The following is a 15,889-nucleotide window of genomic DNA, read 5'->3' as shown; positions in this document are numbered from 1 at the left end:
CGAGCTGATGCCCCTCAGCGCAGCATCGCCGACATCGCCGAACAGCAGTTGAGCATGCGCACCGCCGCCTCCACCGACGGCGCCGCGAAGCGAAGCTCTGTCGGCGCGCTGCGCTCGAAGGTCGGCCACTGGCAGAACAGGTCGGCCAGGGCCGGCGTCTGGGCGCGCAGGGTGACGGCCAGTGGCTTGGCCAGCAGCAGTGGGCGTGCCAGCGCGCGCGCGGCCAGGGCCGCCGCCACGCCTTCGCGGATCGCGGCACAGGAGCGCGCCGGCGAGAGCGAGACACCACTGGTCTGCCCCGTGGCGCGCTTGGTCTGCACGAAGGTCGCATGCGGGAACAACGCGCGGTTCTCCGCAATGAAGACGTCGTCGCCGCTGGCCATCAACACCGGCACGCCGTGCTCGCCCGCCAGCGCGCCGTAGAGGCCGGCCTCGCCCAGGGCCTGCCCGCCGATCTCGATGCCGGCAAAGGCGAAGCTGTTGATCGTGTGCGCCAGAATGCCCGCGCCGCCGGCGCGCGAGTGGTAGGCGATCATGCAGACGCCATCCACGCCGAGCTCGACGCCCGCCACCATGCTGAGGTAGCGCGGCTTGCCCTGGATCACCTGCGCGCGCGAGTCCAGCAGGTCCGGCGGCATGTTGCGGAAGTCGCCGTGCGAGTCGTTCACCCACACCTCGCCGGCGCCGCCGTCGAAGGCTCCCGCAATGGCGGCGTTCGCCTCATCGGTCATGAGGCGGCGCGCACGCTCGTACTCGGGGTTGCCTGCCCGCGTCTGCTGCGAATGGAAGACGCCGGCCACGCCTTCGATGTCGACGGAAATCAGGATCTTCATGAGTGCGAGTCGTGCGGGTGGTCGTCTGGTGGGGCGAAGGCGTCGGAAGGCCAGCCGCGCAGCAGTTCGGTAAGGGCCGGGCGCACATGGCCGTCGCGCCCGTCGATGGATTCGGCGTGCCACAGCGCATGCAGGATGGCCTGCTCCACGCTGTCGGCCGTGGCCTGGAACAGGCCGTCCAGCAGGGCGTCGTGCAGCAGCGCGACGGCGGGCATCGGCTGCTCGCGCCGCTGCGGCAGCGTGTAGGCGGTAGAGAAGGCCAGCGCGATGTCGCCGCTGCCGTGGCCGAAGACCGAGCCGGTGCGCGCCAGGCCCGCACCCGCGCGCAGCGCCAGGCGGCGCAGCTGGCGGGCGTCGAGCGGCGCGTCGGTGGCGACCAGCATGATGATCGAGCCCTTCTCAGGCTCGGCCACCGGAATCGTGCCGGCCCTCTGCGCCGCCAGCCGCGCGCCGACCGCACGGCCGGCGATCACCAGGTTCGGCAGCAGGCCGTAGTTGGCCAGCACCAGCGCGCCAATGGTGTGCAGCCCGGCGCCGGGCATCGACACGCGGCGCGAGGCCGTCCCGATGCCGCCCTTGAGCGCGAAGCTGGACATGCCGCGCCCCGCGCCGACCGAGCCCTGCGCCACCTCCTCGCTCGCCGCGGCCAGCGCCTGCAGGTAGTGATGCCCGCGCACGGCCATGCGCTGCATGTCGTTGAGGAACCCGTCGTTGCACTCGAAGACCAGCGGATTGACGCTGGGCAGGCTGCGCCCGCATTCCGGATTCGCAGCGATGCAGTCGCGGATCTGCGCCTCGGCCACGGCCGGGACCGAGAAGGTGTTGGTCAGCGCAATCGGCGTCTCCAGCACGCCCAGCTCCTCCACCTGCATCAGCCCCACGCTCTTGCCGAAGCCGTTGAGCACCGCGACGCCGGCCGGCACGCGCCGCAGGTACGGGTCGTCCGCATGCGGGCACACCACCGTCACCCCGGTCTGCACATCGCCCTCGTCGAGCGTGCAATGGCCCACCGTGACGCCGGCCACATCGGTGATGGCGTCGCGCTTGCCCGATGGCAGGGCGCCGATGCGCGGAACGGCAGGCACCATGGCTACAGGCGGTCGATCTTGGGATCGAGTGCGTCGCGCAGGCCGTCGCCCAGCAAGTTGAAGGCCAGCACCGTGAAGAAGATCGCCAGCGACGGAAACAGCGCCACGTGCGGCGCATTCACCATGTCCGCTCGCGCCTCGTTCAGCATCGCGCCCCATTCCGGCATCGGCGGCTGCGCGCCCATGCCGAGAAAGCTCAGGCTGGCTGCCGTGATGATCGACGTGCCCAGCCGCATCGTGAAGTACACGACGATGGACGAAATGGTGCCCGGCAGGATGTGGCGCAGCAGGATGGTGCGGTCGCTCGCGCCGATGCTGCGCGTGGCCTCGATGTAGGTGAGGTTCTTCAGCGCCAGCGTGTTGCCGCGCACCAGCCGCGCGAAGGCCGGCACGCTGAACACCGACACCGCCACCACCACGTTCGTCATGCTGCTGCCGAGGATGGCGACCACGCCCAGCGCCAGCAGGATGCCTGGGAAGGCGAAGAGCACGTCGGAGATGCGCATCACGATGCGGTCCCACCAGCCGCCGTAGTAGCCGGCCAGCAGCCCCAGCACGGTGCCGACGATGGCACCCAGCACCACCGACAGGAAGCCCGTGGCCAGCGAGATGCGCGCGCCCATCAGGATGCGGCTGAAGATGTCGCGGCCCAGCGGGTCGACGCCGAACCAGTGGGCCGCCGAGGGGCCGGTGTTGAGCTTGTCGTAGTCGAAGAAGTTCTCGGCGTCGTAGGGCACGATCCAGGGCGCGAGGATGGCGATGGCCACCAGCAGCAGCACGAAGATGCCCGCGCCCATCGCGACATGCTGCATGCGGAACTTGCGCCAGAACTCGGTCCAGGGCGTGCGCACGCGCGAAGAAGCAGCGATGGCGGCGATCGGCTGCTCGGCCACGGCGGGAACGGGTTCGGCGGGAGGGGTGCTCATGTCACTTGAAGCGGATGGTGGGGTTGATGAAGCCGTACATCACATCCACCACCAGGTTGATCAGGATGAACTCCAGCGAGAACAGCAGCACCAGCGCCTGGATCACCGGGTAGTCGCGCATGTCGACCGCGTCCACCAGCAGGCGCCCGAGGCCCGGCCAGTTGAACACTGCCTCGACCACGATCGAGCCGCCCAGCAGGAAGCCGAACTGCAGTCCCATCATCGTGACGACCGGGATCAGCGCGTTGCGCAGGCAGTGCTTGAGCACCACCCACTTCTCCGACACTCCCTTGGCGCGCGCGGTGCGCACGAAATCCTCCTGGATCACCTCGACGAAGGAGGCGCGGGTGAAGCGCGCCATCACCGCCGCCACCGCGGCGCCCAGCGTGATCGAGGGCAGGATGTAGTGACGCCACGAATCGGCGCCCACTGTGGGCAGCCAGCCGAGCTGCACCGAGAAGATCTGCATCAGCAGCATGCCCAGCGCGAAGGCCGGGAATGAAATGCCCGAGACCGCCAGCGTCATGCCGACCCGGTCGGGCCACTGGTTGCGGTAGACGGCGGAAGTGATGCCGATCGCCATCCCGAAGACCACCGCCCAGGCCATGCTGGTGACGGTGAGCAGCAGCGTCGGCATGAAGCGCTCGGCGATCTCGGTGGACACCGGCCGCTTCGAACGCAGCGAGCGGCCGAAGTCGCCCTGCAGCAGGTTGGTGAAGAAGTTGAGGAACTGCTGCGGCATCGGCTTGTCGAGCCCGAGGTCCGCGCGCACCAGCGCCACCGTCTCGGGGCTGGCGTCCGGCCCGGCCGCCAGCCGCGCGGGGTCGCCGGGCAGCATGTGGACGAACAGGAACACCAGCACCGCCACGATCAGCAGTGTTGGCAGCAAGCCCAGCAGGCGCTTGAGGACGTACTGGGTCATGAGCGTGCCGTGCGCAGGATCACTTCAGCTCGACTTCGTCGAAGTTGAAGCTGCCGTCCGGGATCACGTAGAAGCCGTTCAGGTTGCGCGCACGCACCGACAGCAGTTGCTCCGTGACGAGGAAGGCCCAGGGCGCGTCGTCCCAGATGCGCTTTTGCGCGTCGGCGTAGATCTTGGCCTTGGCAGCGGGGTCGGTGGTGACCAGCGCCTTCTTGATGTCGGCGTCGACTTCGTCGTTCTTGTAGTACGCCGTGTTGAACAGGCGCGGCGGGAACGATTCCGACGCCAGCAGCGGGCGCAGTCCCCAGTCGGCCTCGCCGGTCGAAGAAGACCAGCCCACGTAGTACATGCGCACCGGCGCGGTGGCCGGGTCCTGCGCGCTTTCGACGCGCTCGACGCGCTGGCCGGCTTCGAGCGCCTGCACCTGCACCTTCACGCCGACCTGCGCCAGCTGCTGCTGCACGAACTGGATCACCTTCTGTGCCGTCGTGTAGTTGTAGGCCGACCAGAGCGTGCTCTCGAAACCGTTGGGGTAACCGGCTTCCTTCAGCAGCTCGCGCGCCTTGGCCGGGTTGTACGGCCACGGGCCGAGCTTCGCTGCACCATCCAGCCCCTTGGGCAGCACGCCCTCGGCCGGAACGGCGTAGCCGGAGAAGGCCACCTTCGCGAGCGCCTCCTTGTTGATCGCGTAGTTGATGGCCTGGCGCACCTTCGGGTTGTCGAAGGGCTTCTGCTGCACGTTCATCGAGATGTAGCGCTGGATGATCGAAGGCGCGCTGTTCACTTCGAGGCTTGGTTTGCCCTTCAAGGTCTCGGCCGCTTCGTACGGCATCGGGAAGGCAAAGTGCGCCTCGTTGGTCTGCATCATTGCGGCGCGCGTGTTGTTGTCGACCACCGGCCGGAAGGTGATGGTGTCGACCTTCGGGTAGCCCTTCTTCCAGTAGCCGTCGAACTTTGCGACCTTCAGGTAGTCGGTGGCCTTCCATTCGACGAACTTGAAGGGGCCGGTGCCCACCGGGTTCTGCGCGATGCCCTTGCTGCCGTACTTGGCGAGCGCCGCCGGCGAGATCATCACGGCCGACGGATGCGCCAGGTTGTTGATGAAGGGCGAGAAGGGCTCCGACAGCGTGAAGCGCACCGTGCTTGCATCGACCACCTCGGTCTTCGCGATGTTCTTGTACAGGTTGTAGCGCTTGAGCTTGTTGTCCGGGTTGGTCACGCGGTCGAAGTTGGCCTTCACGGCTTCGGCGTTGAAGGGCGTGCCGTCGTGGAACTGGATGCCGGTGCGCAGCTTGACGGTGTAGACCAGCCCGTCCTTGCTCACGGTATGGCCGGTGGCCAGGACCGGCACCATCTTCATGTCCTTGTCGAAGCCGTAGAGGCCCTGGTAGAAGGACTTGGCCACCGCCTGCGACAGCGTGTCGTTGGCATCGTAGGGGTCGGTGGTGGTGAAGTTGGACTGCACGGCCACGACCACGTCCTTGGCCGCCTGTGCCGACAGGGCGAGACCGGCCAGCGCGAGCGCGGCTGCGATTCGGGTAAGACGCTTGTTCATGCGAAGACTCCTTTGATAAAACTAAAAACCGCCGGCAATCGGATGCCGCGCCACGAAATGCCCCGGGCCGACCTCGACCAGCGGCGCCACCGAGGGCTGGTAGCCCACCGGGTGCACCGGGCTCGGCACCTCGCCCTGCAGCAGCGGGCGCTGCTGCGTGCGCCGCGCCGGGTCGGCCACCGGCACCGCGGCCATCAGCCGCTTCGTGTAAGCGTGCTGCGGGTTCTCGAAGATGGCGCGGCGCGGGCCGATCTCGACAATCTGGCCCAGGTACATCACCGCCACGCGGTGGCTGATGCGCTCCACCACCGCCATGTCGTGCGAAATGAAAAGAAAGGCCACCCCCAGCTCGCGCTGCAGGTCGAGCATGAGGTTGACGATCTGCGCCTGGATCGAGACGTCCAGCGCCGAGACCGACTCGTCCGCCACCACCACCTTCGGGTCGAGCGCGAGCGCGCGGGCGATCGCGATGCGCTGGCGCTGGCCGCCGGAGAACTCGTGCGGGTAGCGCTGCGCATAGTCGGCCGGCAGGCCCACCTTCTCGAGCAGCCAGCGCACTCGCGCTTGTGCCTCGGCGCCGCTGGCCACGCGGTGCACCAGCAGCGGCTCCATGATCGAGAAGCCCACGGTGAGGCGAGGGTCCAGCGACGCGAAGGGGTCCTGGAAGATGAACTGGATGTCGCGCCGCAGCGCCTGCAGCTCGCCCTGCGGCAGCGCCAGCACGTTGCGGCCCTTGAACTCGATCTCGCCGCCCTGGCTGTCAACCAGGCGCAGCAGCGACCGGCCGGTGGTCGACTTGCCGCAGCCCGACTCGCCCACCAGCCCCAGCGTCTCGCCGGCATGCAGGTCGAAGCTGATGCCTTCTACCGCATGCACCCGGCGCGTGACGCGGCCGAACAGGCCGCTCTTGAGGTCGAAGCGCGTCACGAGCTTCTTCACGCGCAGGATCGGCGGCAGGTCGCGGCGCACCGTGTCCTGCGGGCTGCGGTCGCTCACCCTGGCGCCGGCTGCATCGACCTGCAGCAGCTCGAAGCGTGCCGGCAGCTCCGTGCCGCGCATTGCGCCCAGCTGCGGCACAGCGGACAGCAGGGCGCGCGTGTACGGGTGCTGCGGCGCCGCGAAGATCTGCTCCGACGGCCCGGCCTCGGCCTTGTCGCCGCGGTACATCACCAACACCCGGTCGGCGACTTCGGCCACCACGCCCATGTCGTGGGTGATGAAGACCACGCCCATGTGCATCTCGGCCTGCAGCTCGCGGATGAGCTGGAGGATCTGCGCCTGGATGGTGACGTCGAGGGCGGTGGTGGGCTCGTCCGCGATCAGCAGCGAGGGCCGGCACGACAGCGCCATCGCGATCATCACGCGCTGGCGCATGCCGCCGGAGAGCTGGTGCGGGTAGCGCTGCAGCACGCTGCGTGCCTCGGGGATGCGCACCAGCTCCAGCATGCGCAGCGCCTCGGCGCGCGATGCCGTCCGGTCCTTGCCCTGGTGGATGGCGATGGCCTCCGCGATCTGGTCGCCGGCCGTGAACACCGGGTTCAGCGATGTCATCGGCTCCTGGAAGATCATCGCGATGTCGGCGCCGCGAATGCCGCGCATGGTGGCGTCGCCGGCCTTGGCCAGGTCGAGCACGTGGCCGTCGCGGCGCCTGAAGGCCATGCGGCCGTCGAGGATGCGGCCGCCGCCGTATTCGACCAGCCGCATCAGAGCGAGCGAGGTGACCGACTTGCCCGAGCCCGACTCGCCGACGATGGCCAGCGTCTCGCTGCGGTCCACGTGGAAGCTCAGCTTGCGCACTGCGTCGACGGTGCGCTCGGAGGTGGCGAAGCGGACGGTGAGTTGGTCGACTTCGAGCACGCGCTGCTCGGGGAGCTGCGAGGCGGCGGTGGGAGAGGGCAGGGTGGCGGCGCTCATGGTCTTGCTCCCGAAGCCCAGGTGAAGGACACCAGACACCTCATCGATGAATCGCCGTCTGCGGCGCCTCGCTGCCGCGCGCAGACCCGCGGTACATCCCCTCGGTATTGAACGGCATGCACACGTTGCCGTTGCGATCGACCGCGATCAGCCCGCCGCTGCCGCCGATCTCCGGCAGCGACTGCATCACCACGGCCTGTGCCGCCTGCGCCAGGGACTGACCCGCGTAGCGCATGCGCGCGCAGACGTCGTAAGCTGCCGCCGCGCGAATGAACATCTCGCCGCTGCCGGTGCAGGACACGGCGGCGCGCTTGTCGTCGGCATAGGTGCCGGCGCCGATCAGCGGCGAATCGCCGACGCGGCCCAGGCGCTTGTTGGTCATGCCGCCGGTGGAAGTGGCGGCTGCGAGGTGGCCCTGCAGGTCGAGCGCGACGGCGCCGACGGTGCCGAACTTGCGGCCCTCGTCCAGCGGCGCGGCGGAGTTCGCCGTGCCGTCGTGGTCGAGCGCGACGCGGCCGGCAGCCTGCGCGCGCTCCAACTGTGCGCGCCGCATGTCGGTGGAGAAGTACGACGGATCGACCATTTCAAGCCCCCGCTCGCGTGCAAAGTCCTCGGCCCCGGCGCCGGCCAGCAGCACATGGGCGCCGTCTTCCATCACTGCGCGGGCGGCGCGCACCGGACGGCGGATGCGGCTCACGCAGGCCACTGCGCCGGCACGCAGATCGGCGCCGTTCATCACCGCCGCGTCGAGCTCGTGCGTGCCCGCGTGCGTGAAGACCGCGCCGTGCCCCGCATTGAAAAGGGGGCAGTCCTCCAGCATCTCGACCGCAAGGCAGACCGCGTCGAGCGCGGAGCCGCTACCCAGCAGCAGGGCCTGGCCGGCTTGCACGATGGCGCGCAGCGCCTCGTGGTAGGCCTGCGCCGCGCCGGCGTCCAGCGCCGCGGCGCTGATCGTGCCGGCGCCGCCGTGAATGGCAATGACGGGTGTCGTTCTCATCGGGTCTTCTTCTTTCCGGCTGGCGCACGCGGCGCCGGCCTCTGCTTCATTCTCGGCGTGTTCGCGGCCCGCAGGCCCTGCGCGCCGTGCAGCCAGGGCATCACGGCATGGACCACCTGGCTCGCAGCCTGGTACGCCTGCGGCGCACGCAGGGCCACCGCACTCGTCAGGGCCTCGATCAGCGCCAGCACGCTGGTCTCGCAATTGGGACGATAGCGGGTTTCGGTCTGCGCGTAGAGGGCCACGTCGGCCAGCGGCGCGATCGGCGAACTGGGCCGGTCGGTCAGCGCCAGCACGGCCACGCCCTGGCTGCGTGCGATGCCGGTCAGGGCCACGGTATCGGTCAGGTAGCGCGGGAAGGTCAGCGCCACCAGCAGGTCCTGCGGCCCGCCGCGCGACAGGGCACGCGCGCCGTGCGTGACGCCGCTGACCGAGGACAGCAGGCGCACGTCGGCGCAGTAGGCGTCCAGGCCGTGGTGCAGCAACCCGGCGAGCCAGGCACTGGCGCCGAAGCCGGCGATGAAGACGGTGCGGGCGCCGAGCACGCGCGCCACTGCCGCCTCGCAGGAAGCCGGGTCCAGGGCCTGGCGCGTCGCGCCGATGTTGCCCTGGCTTTCTTCCAGCGCCATCGCGAATACCTCGGTGACCGTCGAAGGCCGGGCGAGGTTGCCGCGCAGGCGCTCGACCGGTGCCACCAGCGGCTCGAAGCCGCGAACCAGTTCGGCGCGGAAGCTCGCGTAGCCGTCGAAACCCAGCGCGCGGGCGAAGCGGTTGGCGGTGGCCACCGAGACGCCGACCGTGGCTGCGAGCTCGTCGATCGGCAAGGTGGCGACCTGCAGCGGGCGCTCGAGCACGTAGTCGGCCACCTGCCGGTGCGAGGGCGTCAGCTGTGGCAGGGCGTGGGCGATGCGCTGGGCGACAGTGGTGGCTGCGGAGCGATCCGGCTTGCGGTGGGGGAGTCGCCCGTTCACGGTGCGGAGGATGTAAAGAAAATTACATTGTGGTGCAGAGAAAGAAAATTTTCGATCATCGGCTTGCGTTTAGCAAGCGGCGGGCCAACAGGTCGGCTGTTATGCAGGAACGATGCGCATCGGCAGCTTGTCGAGCGTGCGCATCTGGTTGATCGGCCGGTAGGTGGCGGGCGCGGTCAGCTCCATGCCGGCGACGCGGCGGGCGAGGGCGCCGATCAGCGCTTCCGACTCCTGGCGAGCCAGCATCTGGCCGATGCAGGCGTGGATGCCGTGGCCCAGGGCCACGTGATTGCCGGCGAGCGCGGGGCGGTCCACGTCGAAGCGGTCCGCATCGGGGAACTGGCGCGGGTCCCGGTTGGCGGCGCCCATGAACACGCCGATCTTGGTCTCCGCGTCCAGCCGCACGCCCGACAGCTCGGTGGCGCCGCGCGTGGTGCGGTAGGTCACCTGGAACGGGGTTTCGTGGCGGATGCCTTCCTCGAAGGCGGCCTTCACCTTGGCCGGCTCGCTGCGCACGCGCTGCCACTGCGCCGGATTTTTCGCCAGCTGGTGCAGCGTGAAGCCGATGCCGGCGATGGTCGAGTCGGTGCCGCCGCCCACGAAGCTGCGCACCACGTTGGAGGCAATGCCCTCGTCGAGGTCGCCGGCTTCCTCGGCGCGGAACAGCAGTTCGGCAATCGATTCGGGGATCACGCCCTGGCGCGACACGCTTTCCTCGAACCAGGCGAGATACGGTTGCGCGGCCTCCATCGAGCGCTCGTACAGCGCGTTGCGCGGGCCGCTCTGGTTGAAGCGCATCTCGCCGATCGCCAGCGTCTCGGTGCGCGGAAGCCGCACGCCGACGGCCGCCGGAAAGGCTTCCAGGATGAAGCGCTCGGCGCAGTCTTCCACCCCGTCGAACTCGCGCCGCTCCAGCAGCTGGTCCACCAGCGCCTCGGCCTTGCGGTCGAAGCCTTCCTTCCACTTGCGGATCACCAGCGGCGACAGCAGCCGCGTCACCACCGTGCGGATCTTGGTGTGGTCCGGCGGGTCGGCTTCCAGCAGCCGGCTGGGGATGCGGAAGTCGCCCGGCTTGCGGATGTCCTGAATGCCGATGCCGCCGGCATTGGTGAAGCGCGCGTGGTCGGACAGCACCGTCCTGGCCTCGGCATGGCGACCCACCGCATAGACGCCGTGCGGCTTGATGAAGACCACCGGCCCGGCTTCGCGCAGCGCCTCGTGGAACGGATAGGGATCGCGCAGCACCTCGATCGAATAGGGATCGATGTCCAGCACGGGCGCTTCACCAAGGGTCTCGGCTTCGGCGGCGGTCGTCATGCACAGGCTCCTTGCTTGGGTATGCGGGGAATCTAGGCCCTGGCCGCGCGGGCGTCAGTCCCCTTTCCCGGGGACGAGCCTTGCGGCAGTCCCCTGTCACTCGCCACGGGGACAGACGGCGCCGCTGCCGCTTGATTTACTTGCGCACCGAATCCAATCCCGCGACTCCAGGAGACAACATGCGCGCTTCCCTCCTTGCCCTGCTGGCCGGCATCGCCCTGGCGGCCACCGTGCCGGCGCTGGCCCAGAAGAACTATGGTCCGGGCGCCAGCGACACCGAGATCAAGCTCGGCCAGACGGTCGCCTACAGCGGCCCCGGCTCCGCCTATTCGATGGTGGGCCGCATGTCGGTGGCTTACTTCAAGATGCTCAACGAAACGAAGGGCGGCATCAACGGGCGCAAGATCAACCTGCTGTCGGTGGACGATGCCTACAGTCCGCCGAAGACGGTGGAAGGCACGCGCAAGCTGGTCGAGTCCGATCAGGTGATGGCGCTGGTCAACTCGATGGGCACTCCGTCGCAGACCGCCGTGCAGAAGTACCTGAACTCGAAGCGGGTGCCGCAGCTCTTCTTCTACGCGTCCAGTCCCGGCCTGCACGACGCCAAGACGACGCCGTGGACGGTGCCGTTCTCCTTTGCCTACGACATCGAGGGATCGATCTACGGCAAGTACATGGTCCAGTCCAGGCCCGACGCGAAGATCGGCGTGCTGTACCAGAACGACGACGTCGGCAAGTCGTACATCCGCGGCTTCCGCCAGGCGCTGGGCGCCAAACAGAGCAACATCGTCAAGGAAGTCAGCCAGGAGATGAGCGACCCCACCGTGGACTCGCAGATCCTGCAGCTGCAGGCCTCGGGCGCCGACACGCTGGTGGTGTTCACCTCCAACAAGGCGCAGGCGCAGGCGATCAAGAAGGTGGCTGCCATCGGCTGGAAGCCGTTCTATGTCGTGCCCTATGTCTCCAGTTCGATCACCGGCGTGCTGACGCCGGCCGGCCTGGACAACTCGGTGGGCTTGGTCTCCAGCTACTGGTTCAAGACGCCGTCGGACCCGACCTGGTCCGACGACAAGGCCATGCAGGACTACCTGGCCTTCTTCAAGAAGTACCTGCCCAACGACGATCCGGGCGACACCACCTCGGTCTACACCTACATGGGCGCGCAACTCACGGCGCTGGCGCTGGAGCGCTGCGGCGACAACCTGACGCGCGAGAACCTGCTGAAGCAGGTGCAGGGCCTGAAGGACATCGAGCTGGGCATGCTGCTGCCGGGCATGAAGATCAACTTCCGCCAGGACGACTACTACCCGATCCGCCAGGCGCGCCTCGCGAAGTTCGACGGCAAGTCGTGGAAGCCGATGACGGAACTGATCACGATCGAACGCTGATCCGATCCCCGCCCAAGCAAAGAAAGAGGCCGCGAAACCGGCCTCTTTGCTTTCGCGATTCAGGCTGCGTCAACGGGAGCGTTGGCCAGGCTGACTTGGGGGAAAGTGCTTGCGGCCCCGTCAGGCCTCATACCCATCTGCGTACCCGCCCTTTGTAAGCCTCGTACTCTGCCCCAAATAGAGACGCCAAGACGCGTTCTTCCGGAATGATCTGGAACCGAGTGATGTACAGCACGTACACGACTACCCACAGGACAGCAAGCGGGTTCGCCAGAAACACTGCCCACGCCAACAGGGTGAGCAAGAGCCCGACGTACATGGGGTTGCGCGTATGGCGGTACACGCCCCGGATGACCAACGAGGACGCCGAGCTTGCCTTGACTGGGTTCACGGTGGTCTTGGCGCGCCGAAACGCAATTATTCCGGCGATGCTGATGCCTTGGCCGACGCACGCCAGAACGACGGCGCAGAGCACACGGGCCGGATAGGGAATCTGCACAAGACTCGCGACGGCTGGCGTCAGCCACATAAGAAGCGCCAGGACAAGCGCCACGATGGGAGGAGGAACCTTCAGTTCGAGCGTGCTCATATCACTCCATCATGAGGCCTGGCGCCCGGCTGGAGAACGGAACCTGCACCCTCAAGCCAGCATCGATTGCTGCGCGAAGATTCCCGCCATCGCGCCCTGCGACGATGCCTGGGTGACCGAAGGCAGGAGGGGCGTGGCAAGGTCGCCGGCGGCATAGATGCCGGGCATGCTGGTTTGGCGCCGCTCGTCGACCTTGAGGGCGATGCCGACGGGCGTATCCACCGTGGCGAGGCCCAGTGATTCATGCAGGCTCGCGGACGGCTTGTTGCGCGGATGGGCGAACAGGATGTCGACCGCGATATTGCAGCGGGTATCGAGATTGACCGTGTTGATATGGCCCGCGTGATGGGCGATCTCGATGATCCGGCCATCGACGACAGGTATGTTGCGGCGCGCCAGATCGGCCTGGATATCGGGCGGAATGTCGTGGCCATCGGCAAAGACAGTCAACTTGTCGGTCCAATCGCGGAACAGCCTGCCCGATGCGTGCGACTGCGGGCCGGACCAGACGAGGCCCCAATGCTGGCCGGCGACTTCAAAGCCGTCGCAATAGGGGCAGGGCACGATGGACGTGCCCCAGCTTTCGGCAAAGCCCGGAACATCAGGCATCTGGTCGGCGACGCCATAGCTCAGGATCAGGCGGCGAGCCCCAAGGCTTTCGCCATCGCCAGTGAGGACGGAGAAATCGTCGATGGCGCCGGAGACGCTGTCGGCCCGGGCACTGACCAGCCTGATCGTGGGATAACGCGCCAGCTGCTGCCGCGCCTCGGCCAGGATGTCCAGCGGCGGCTTGTGATCGTGGCCGAGCAGGCCATGCGAGTGGCCGGCGAAGCGATTGCGCGGCAGGCCCGTATCGAGAACGGTGACCTTGCGGCGGGCACGGCCGAGCTGCAGGGCGGCGGCAAGGCCGGCAAAGCTGCCGCCGATGATGATGACGTCATTCATGGTGATGGGCTCCTGTTGTGGATGGAGGGGGGTGGTTGGCTTGTCAAGCTTGGCGTCTTGCTCGCGCCGCACGCGGAACCACGTCGCATACAGGGCCGGCACGAAGACGAGCGTGAAGGCCGTGGCGACCACCAGCCCGCCCATGATCGCCTGCGGCCGCCACCGGGGTGTCGGCCTGCGCTGCGCCTTCCGCCTGTGCCGCATGGCTGTGGGCAAAGGCGGCCGCGAGGGGCGCCGAAGGCGCGGCAGCGTGCATGGGGGGTGTCGAGCACGCCGACAGCACGCTCCATGCGGCGAGCGTCAGGAGGCGGGTTGCTCGTGGGGTCGGCCCGCGGCTGCGCCAGGAGGAGGAGGTCATGGCTTGATCGGTTACCGTACTACCAAGTACAGTAATGTGAGGCTGATATAGTAAACTGTCAAGTCCAATAAATATCCACGAGTCCGCCGCGCTTGATGGCCGGCGAGGTCCGGTCGATCGACTGTTGCGTCATGGCTCCTCGGGTCGTCGTGAGTTCCTGGACTACAGGTCCAATAATGTGGGTGATCTATAGTGAACTGCCAAGTCCACTAAATCAATCTGCCGATGGCCCGCCCCCTGGTTCCCGCTCCCAAGCCCCAACGCGGCCGGCCACGCGACCCCGAGCGCGTGCGGCGCATCCTGGAAGCGGCGCAAAGGCACTTCAACGAGCATGGCTTGGAGCGCGCCAGCGTGGATGCCATCGCTGCGGACGCGGGTGTTTCCAAGATGACCGTCTACAGCAACTTCGGCTCCAAGGAGGGGCTGTTTCAGGTGGTCGTGCGCGACAGGACGGCGACGGTGGTGGCTGGCGTCCCGGGCGCCGGGGCGCTGGACCCGGACCAGCCGGAGCAGGCGCTGCTGGCGATCGGCGCCCGTTTTCTTGCGCTGGCGCGAGGGGACGACGCCCTGGGCGCATTGCGCTCCGTCTACGGCGTCGCGGGGGCGCAGCCGGAAGTCTGCCGCGCGTTCTACAAAGACGGCCCTGAGCGTGTGAACGGCGAACTGGCTGCATACCTTCGCCGTGCCCACTCGGCGGGCACGCTGACGGTGCGGAACCCGCTCCAGGCAGCGGACCTGTTCCTGTCGATGTTCCTGGGCTCCGGGCACATGCGCGGACTGCTGAAGCTCGAGATGCCGGACTCCCGGGAAAACCGGGCTCTTGTGCGCGAGGCCGTACGGGTCTTCATGGCGGCATACGGCGCGTAGGTGCAACTGTTGAGGCAAAAAAGAGGACACGGATCGATCAGGCGATCTTGCGGGTATCGAACTCTCACTGAACCGCATTGCGCTTTCAAGAGGCGGCCGTCGGCACTGCTTGCGTCCGTGATCCGCCACCCGCCGATTCGTCTGGCAAATATGGGCCTGAACGACCGCATCGACGCGTTGGGGCGTCACCTCTATCACAAAGACCAGGTCGCAACGAAAAGCGGGGCACCGATTGCCAAGAAGGGGAACACCCTGTGAAAACGACTTCCGTTTTGCACGACACCGTCGTTGTCGAGCGCGTTTATCCGGTCTCTCGCGAGCAAGTCTTCGACGCCTGGGCCGATGTAGAGCAGCGGCGCCACTGGCATTTTCCCGGCGACTCGGAATGGGTGGTCGTCGAGATGACCCAGGACTTAGAGTCGGCGGTGTAGAGCGCATGCGCTTCGGGCCGAAGTCCAGGCCCGACCTGATGTCCGAGGGCCGATTCCTGGACATCGTCATGGGTGAACGAATCGTGAGCGCGGGCACGATGCACAGGGACAACATACGCATCTCGGCGACGCTGTGCACCGTGGAGCTTACGGAAGACGTTTCAGGTGGCACACAAGTGAAGCTCACCGATCAATCCGCTTACCTGGATGGCAGCGAGAAGCCGAAGGACCGTCAGTCGGGCTGGGGCAAGATTTTCGAGCACCTGGGCAAGCACCTGAGCGCCGGAGCGACCGGCGATCGAACCAAGATGGAAGGGCTCTGACATGACCGCACTCGCCATCGCCAAGGCCTGCTTGCAAGCTTACGTCGACAAGGACCGCCAAGCGATCGAGGCCCTGATCGCCGAAGACTTCCATTTCACGAGCCCGTTCGACAACGCGCTGGACCGAGCCACCTACTTCGATCGCTGCTGGCCGAACAGCAAATCAATGGAAGCTGCATCCGTCCTGGAGCAGTCCGCGGATTTCGGGGATCGAGCGTTCGTCGTGTATGAAGCCACTGCCAACGGCAAGCGGTTTCGCAACTGCGAGCTGCACTTCACGCGCAACGGAAAGCTGGTGTCGGTGGAGGTCTACTTCGGTTGGAACCTGCCGCATCCTGCTGCGAGGGGTGGTTTCGTTGACGCGGAAGGCAGCGCGACATGACCAAGTAGATGCACCACGGCAAGTGCCACTGCGATTTCGAGTTCGAGTGCAAACCAACACGACGCCCCACAGGCCGTTCCACC

At 67.3% G+C, this 15,889-nt stretch carries 16 protein-coding genes; 5 read left to right on the top strand and 11 right to left on the bottom strand.

All coding sequences use genetic code 11. The features are described from left to right. Positions 1–14: 14 nt before the first annotated feature. The 9 genes from E5CHR_RS26230 to E5CHR_RS26190 form a co-directional block, all read right to left on the bottom strand. A complete protein-coding gene (locus E5CHR_RS26230; protein WP_162582586.1) occupies positions 15–833 on the bottom strand; it encodes a M55 family metallopeptidase in 819 nt (272 codons plus the stop codon). Continuing rightward, complete coding sequence (locus tag E5CHR_RS26225; protein WP_174255748.1) at positions 830–1,921, bottom strand: DmpA family aminopeptidase; 1,092 nt, start codon at positions 1,919–1,921, stop codon at positions 830–832. Before E5CHR_RS26225 ends, E5CHR_RS26230 begins: the two co-directional genes overlap by 4 nt. Before the next feature lie 2 nt (positions 1,922–1,923). Continuing rightward, positions 1,924–2,847: a glutathione ABC transporter permease GsiD gene (gene gsiD / locus E5CHR_RS26220; RefSeq protein WP_162582584.1), complete on the bottom strand. Its 924-nt coding sequence runs from the start codon at positions 2,845–2,847 to the stop codon at positions 1,924–1,926. Between the two features lies 1 nt (position 2,848). Then, a complete protein-coding gene (gsiC, locus tag E5CHR_RS26215) occupies positions 2,849–3,769 on the bottom strand; it encodes a glutathione ABC transporter permease GsiC (RefSeq protein ID WP_162582581.1) in 921 nt (306 codons plus the stop codon). A gap of 19 nt (positions 3,770–3,788) precedes the next feature. Then, the gene (gene gsiB, locus E5CHR_RS26210; protein WP_162582579.1) at positions 3,789–5,324 is read right to left on the bottom strand and encodes a glutathione ABC transporter substrate-binding protein GsiB; all 1,536 of its coding nucleotides are present in this window, start codon (positions 5,322–5,324) and stop codon (positions 3,789–3,791) included. Positions 5,325–5,345: 21 nt separating this feature from the next. Next, the gene (locus E5CHR_RS26205; RefSeq protein ID WP_162582577.1) at positions 5,346–7,238 is read right to left on the bottom strand and encodes a dipeptide ABC transporter ATP-binding protein; all 1,893 of its coding nucleotides are present in this window, start codon (positions 7,236–7,238) and stop codon (positions 5,346–5,348) included. 40 nt (positions 7,239–7,278) lie between these two features. Continuing rightward, positions 7,279–8,235 (bottom strand): isoaspartyl peptidase/L-asparaginase family protein, encoded by a 957-nt coding sequence (locus E5CHR_RS26200; RefSeq protein WP_162582575.1) that lies wholly within the window; start codon positions 8,233–8,235, stop codon positions 7,279–7,281. Then, positions 8,232–9,206 carry a MurR/RpiR family transcriptional regulator gene (locus E5CHR_RS26195; protein WP_162582573.1) on the bottom strand — a complete coding sequence of 325 codons (975 nt, stop codon included), beginning with the start codon at positions 9,204–9,206 and terminating at the stop codon, positions 8,232–8,234. Before E5CHR_RS26195 ends, E5CHR_RS26200 begins: the two co-directional genes overlap by 4 nt. Positions 9,207–9,305: 99 nt before the next feature. Next, positions 9,306–10,523: a cytochrome P450 gene (locus E5CHR_RS26190; RefSeq protein WP_162582572.1), complete on the bottom strand. Its 1,218-nt coding sequence runs from the start codon at positions 10,521–10,523 to the stop codon at positions 9,306–9,308. A gap of 179 nt (positions 10,524–10,702) precedes the next feature. Here E5CHR_RS26190 and E5CHR_RS26185 point away from each other — a divergent pair, with 179 nt between their 5' ends. Continuing rightward, complete coding sequence (locus E5CHR_RS26185) at positions 10,703–11,911, top strand: ABC transporter substrate-binding protein (RefSeq protein WP_162582570.1); 1,209 nt, start codon at positions 10,703–10,705, stop codon at positions 11,909–11,911. Between the two features lie 127 nt (positions 11,912–12,038). Here E5CHR_RS26185 and E5CHR_RS26180 read toward each other — a convergent pair whose 3' ends face one another. Beyond that, positions 12,039–12,500 (bottom strand): methyltransferase family protein, encoded by a 462-nt coding sequence (locus tag E5CHR_RS26180; RefSeq protein ID WP_162582568.1) that lies wholly within the window; start codon positions 12,498–12,500, stop codon positions 12,039–12,041. A 51-nt stretch (positions 12,501–12,551) separates the two neighbouring features. Next, positions 12,552–13,445, bottom strand: coding sequence for an NAD(P)/FAD-dependent oxidoreductase (locus tag E5CHR_RS26175; RefSeq protein ID WP_162583909.1), 894 nt, complete (start codon positions 13,443–13,445; stop codon positions 12,552–12,554). 583 nt (positions 13,446–14,028) lie between these two features. Here E5CHR_RS26175 and E5CHR_RS26170 point away from each other — a divergent pair. The 4 genes from E5CHR_RS26170 to E5CHR_RS26155 all read left to right on the top strand — a co-directional run bounded on the left by E5CHR_RS26170 (position 14,029) and on the right by E5CHR_RS26155 (position 15,806). After that, positions 14,029–14,670, top strand: a complete 642-nt coding sequence (locus E5CHR_RS26170; protein WP_162582566.1) for a TetR/AcrR family transcriptional regulator — start codon at positions 14,029–14,031, stop codon at positions 14,668–14,670. Positions 14,671–14,924: 254 nt separating this feature from the next. Continuing rightward, the gene (locus tag E5CHR_RS26165) at positions 14,925–15,101 is read left to right on the top strand and encodes a hypothetical protein (protein WP_162582564.1); all 177 of its coding nucleotides are present in this window, start codon (positions 14,925–14,927) and stop codon (positions 15,099–15,101) included. Continuing rightward, positions 15,056–15,424, top strand: a complete 369-nt coding sequence (locus E5CHR_RS26160) for an SRPBCC domain-containing protein (RefSeq protein ID WP_332061331.1) — start codon at positions 15,056–15,058, stop codon at positions 15,422–15,424. Before E5CHR_RS26165 ends, E5CHR_RS26160 begins: the two co-directional genes overlap by 46 nt. A gap of 1 nt (position 15,425) precedes the next feature. Beyond that, a complete protein-coding gene (locus E5CHR_RS26155; RefSeq protein ID WP_162582560.1) occupies positions 15,426–15,806 on the top strand; it encodes a nuclear transport factor 2 family protein in 381 nt (126 codons plus the stop codon). Positions 15,807–15,889 lie beyond the last annotated feature (83 nt).

Source organism: Variovorax sp. PBS-H4 (assembly GCF_901827205.1).
Taxonomy (GTDB): Bacteria; Pseudomonadota; Gammaproteobacteria; order Burkholderiales; family Burkholderiaceae_C; genus Variovorax.
The sequence above is the reverse complement of the archived record's forward strand: the minus strand, read 5'-3'. Positions and strand labels throughout refer to the sequence as shown.

What these genes read in the sequence shown, in the direction of transcription:
- E5CHR_RS26230 (WP_162582586.1), bottom strand. Translation starts at nt 833, where the DNA reads ATGAAGATCCTGATTTCCGTCGACATCGAAGGCGTGGCCGGCGTCTTC.
- E5CHR_RS26225 (WP_174255748.1), bottom strand. Translation starts at nt 1,921, where the DNA reads ATGGTGCCTGCCGTTCCGCGCATCGGCGCCCTGCCATCGGGCAAGCGC.
- gsiD (WP_162582584.1), bottom strand. Translation starts at nt 2,847, where the DNA reads ATGAGCACCCCTCCCGCCGAACCCGTTCCCGCCGTGGCCGAGCAGCCG.
- gsiC (WP_162582581.1), bottom strand. Translation starts at nt 3,769, where the DNA reads ATGACCCAGTACGTCCTCAAGCGCCTGCTGGGCTTGCTGCCAACACTG.
- gsiB (WP_162582579.1), bottom strand. Translation starts at nt 5,324, where the DNA reads ATGAACAAGCGTCTTACCCGAATCGCAGCCGCGCTCGCGCTGGCCGGT.
- E5CHR_RS26205 (WP_162582577.1), bottom strand. Translation starts at nt 7,238, where the DNA reads ATGAGCGCCGCCACCCTGCCCTCTCCCACCGCCGCCTCGCAGCTCCCC.
- E5CHR_RS26200 (WP_162582575.1), bottom strand. Translation starts at nt 8,235, where the DNA reads ATGAGAACGACACCCGTCATTGCCATTCACGGCGGCGCCGGCACGATC.
- E5CHR_RS26190 (WP_162582572.1), bottom strand. Translation starts at nt 10,523, where the DNA reads ATGACGACCGCCGCCGAAGCCGAGACCCTTGGTGAAGCGCCCGTGCTG.
- E5CHR_RS26185 (WP_162582570.1), top strand. Translation starts at nt 10,703, where the DNA reads ATGCGCGCTTCCCTCCTTGCCCTGCTGGCCGGCATCGCCCTGGCGGCC.
- E5CHR_RS26180 (WP_162582568.1), bottom strand. Translation starts at nt 12,500, where the DNA reads ATGAGCACGCTCGAACTGAAGGTTCCTCCTCCCATCGTGGCGCTTGTC.
- E5CHR_RS26175 (WP_162583909.1), bottom strand. Translation starts at nt 13,445, where the DNA reads ATGAATGACGTCATCATCATCGGCGGCAGCTTTGCCGGCCTTGCCGCC.
- E5CHR_RS26170 (WP_162582566.1), top strand. Translation starts at nt 14,029, where the DNA reads ATGGCCCGCCCCCTGGTTCCCGCTCCCAAGCCCCAACGCGGCCGGCCA.
- E5CHR_RS26160 (WP_332061331.1), top strand. Translation starts at nt 15,056, where the DNA reads ATGGGTGGTCGTCGAGATGACCCAGGACTTAGAGTCGGCGGTGTAGAG.
- E5CHR_RS26155 (WP_162582560.1), top strand. Translation starts at nt 15,426, where the DNA reads ATGACCGCACTCGCCATCGCCAAGGCCTGCTTGCAAGCTTACGTCGAC.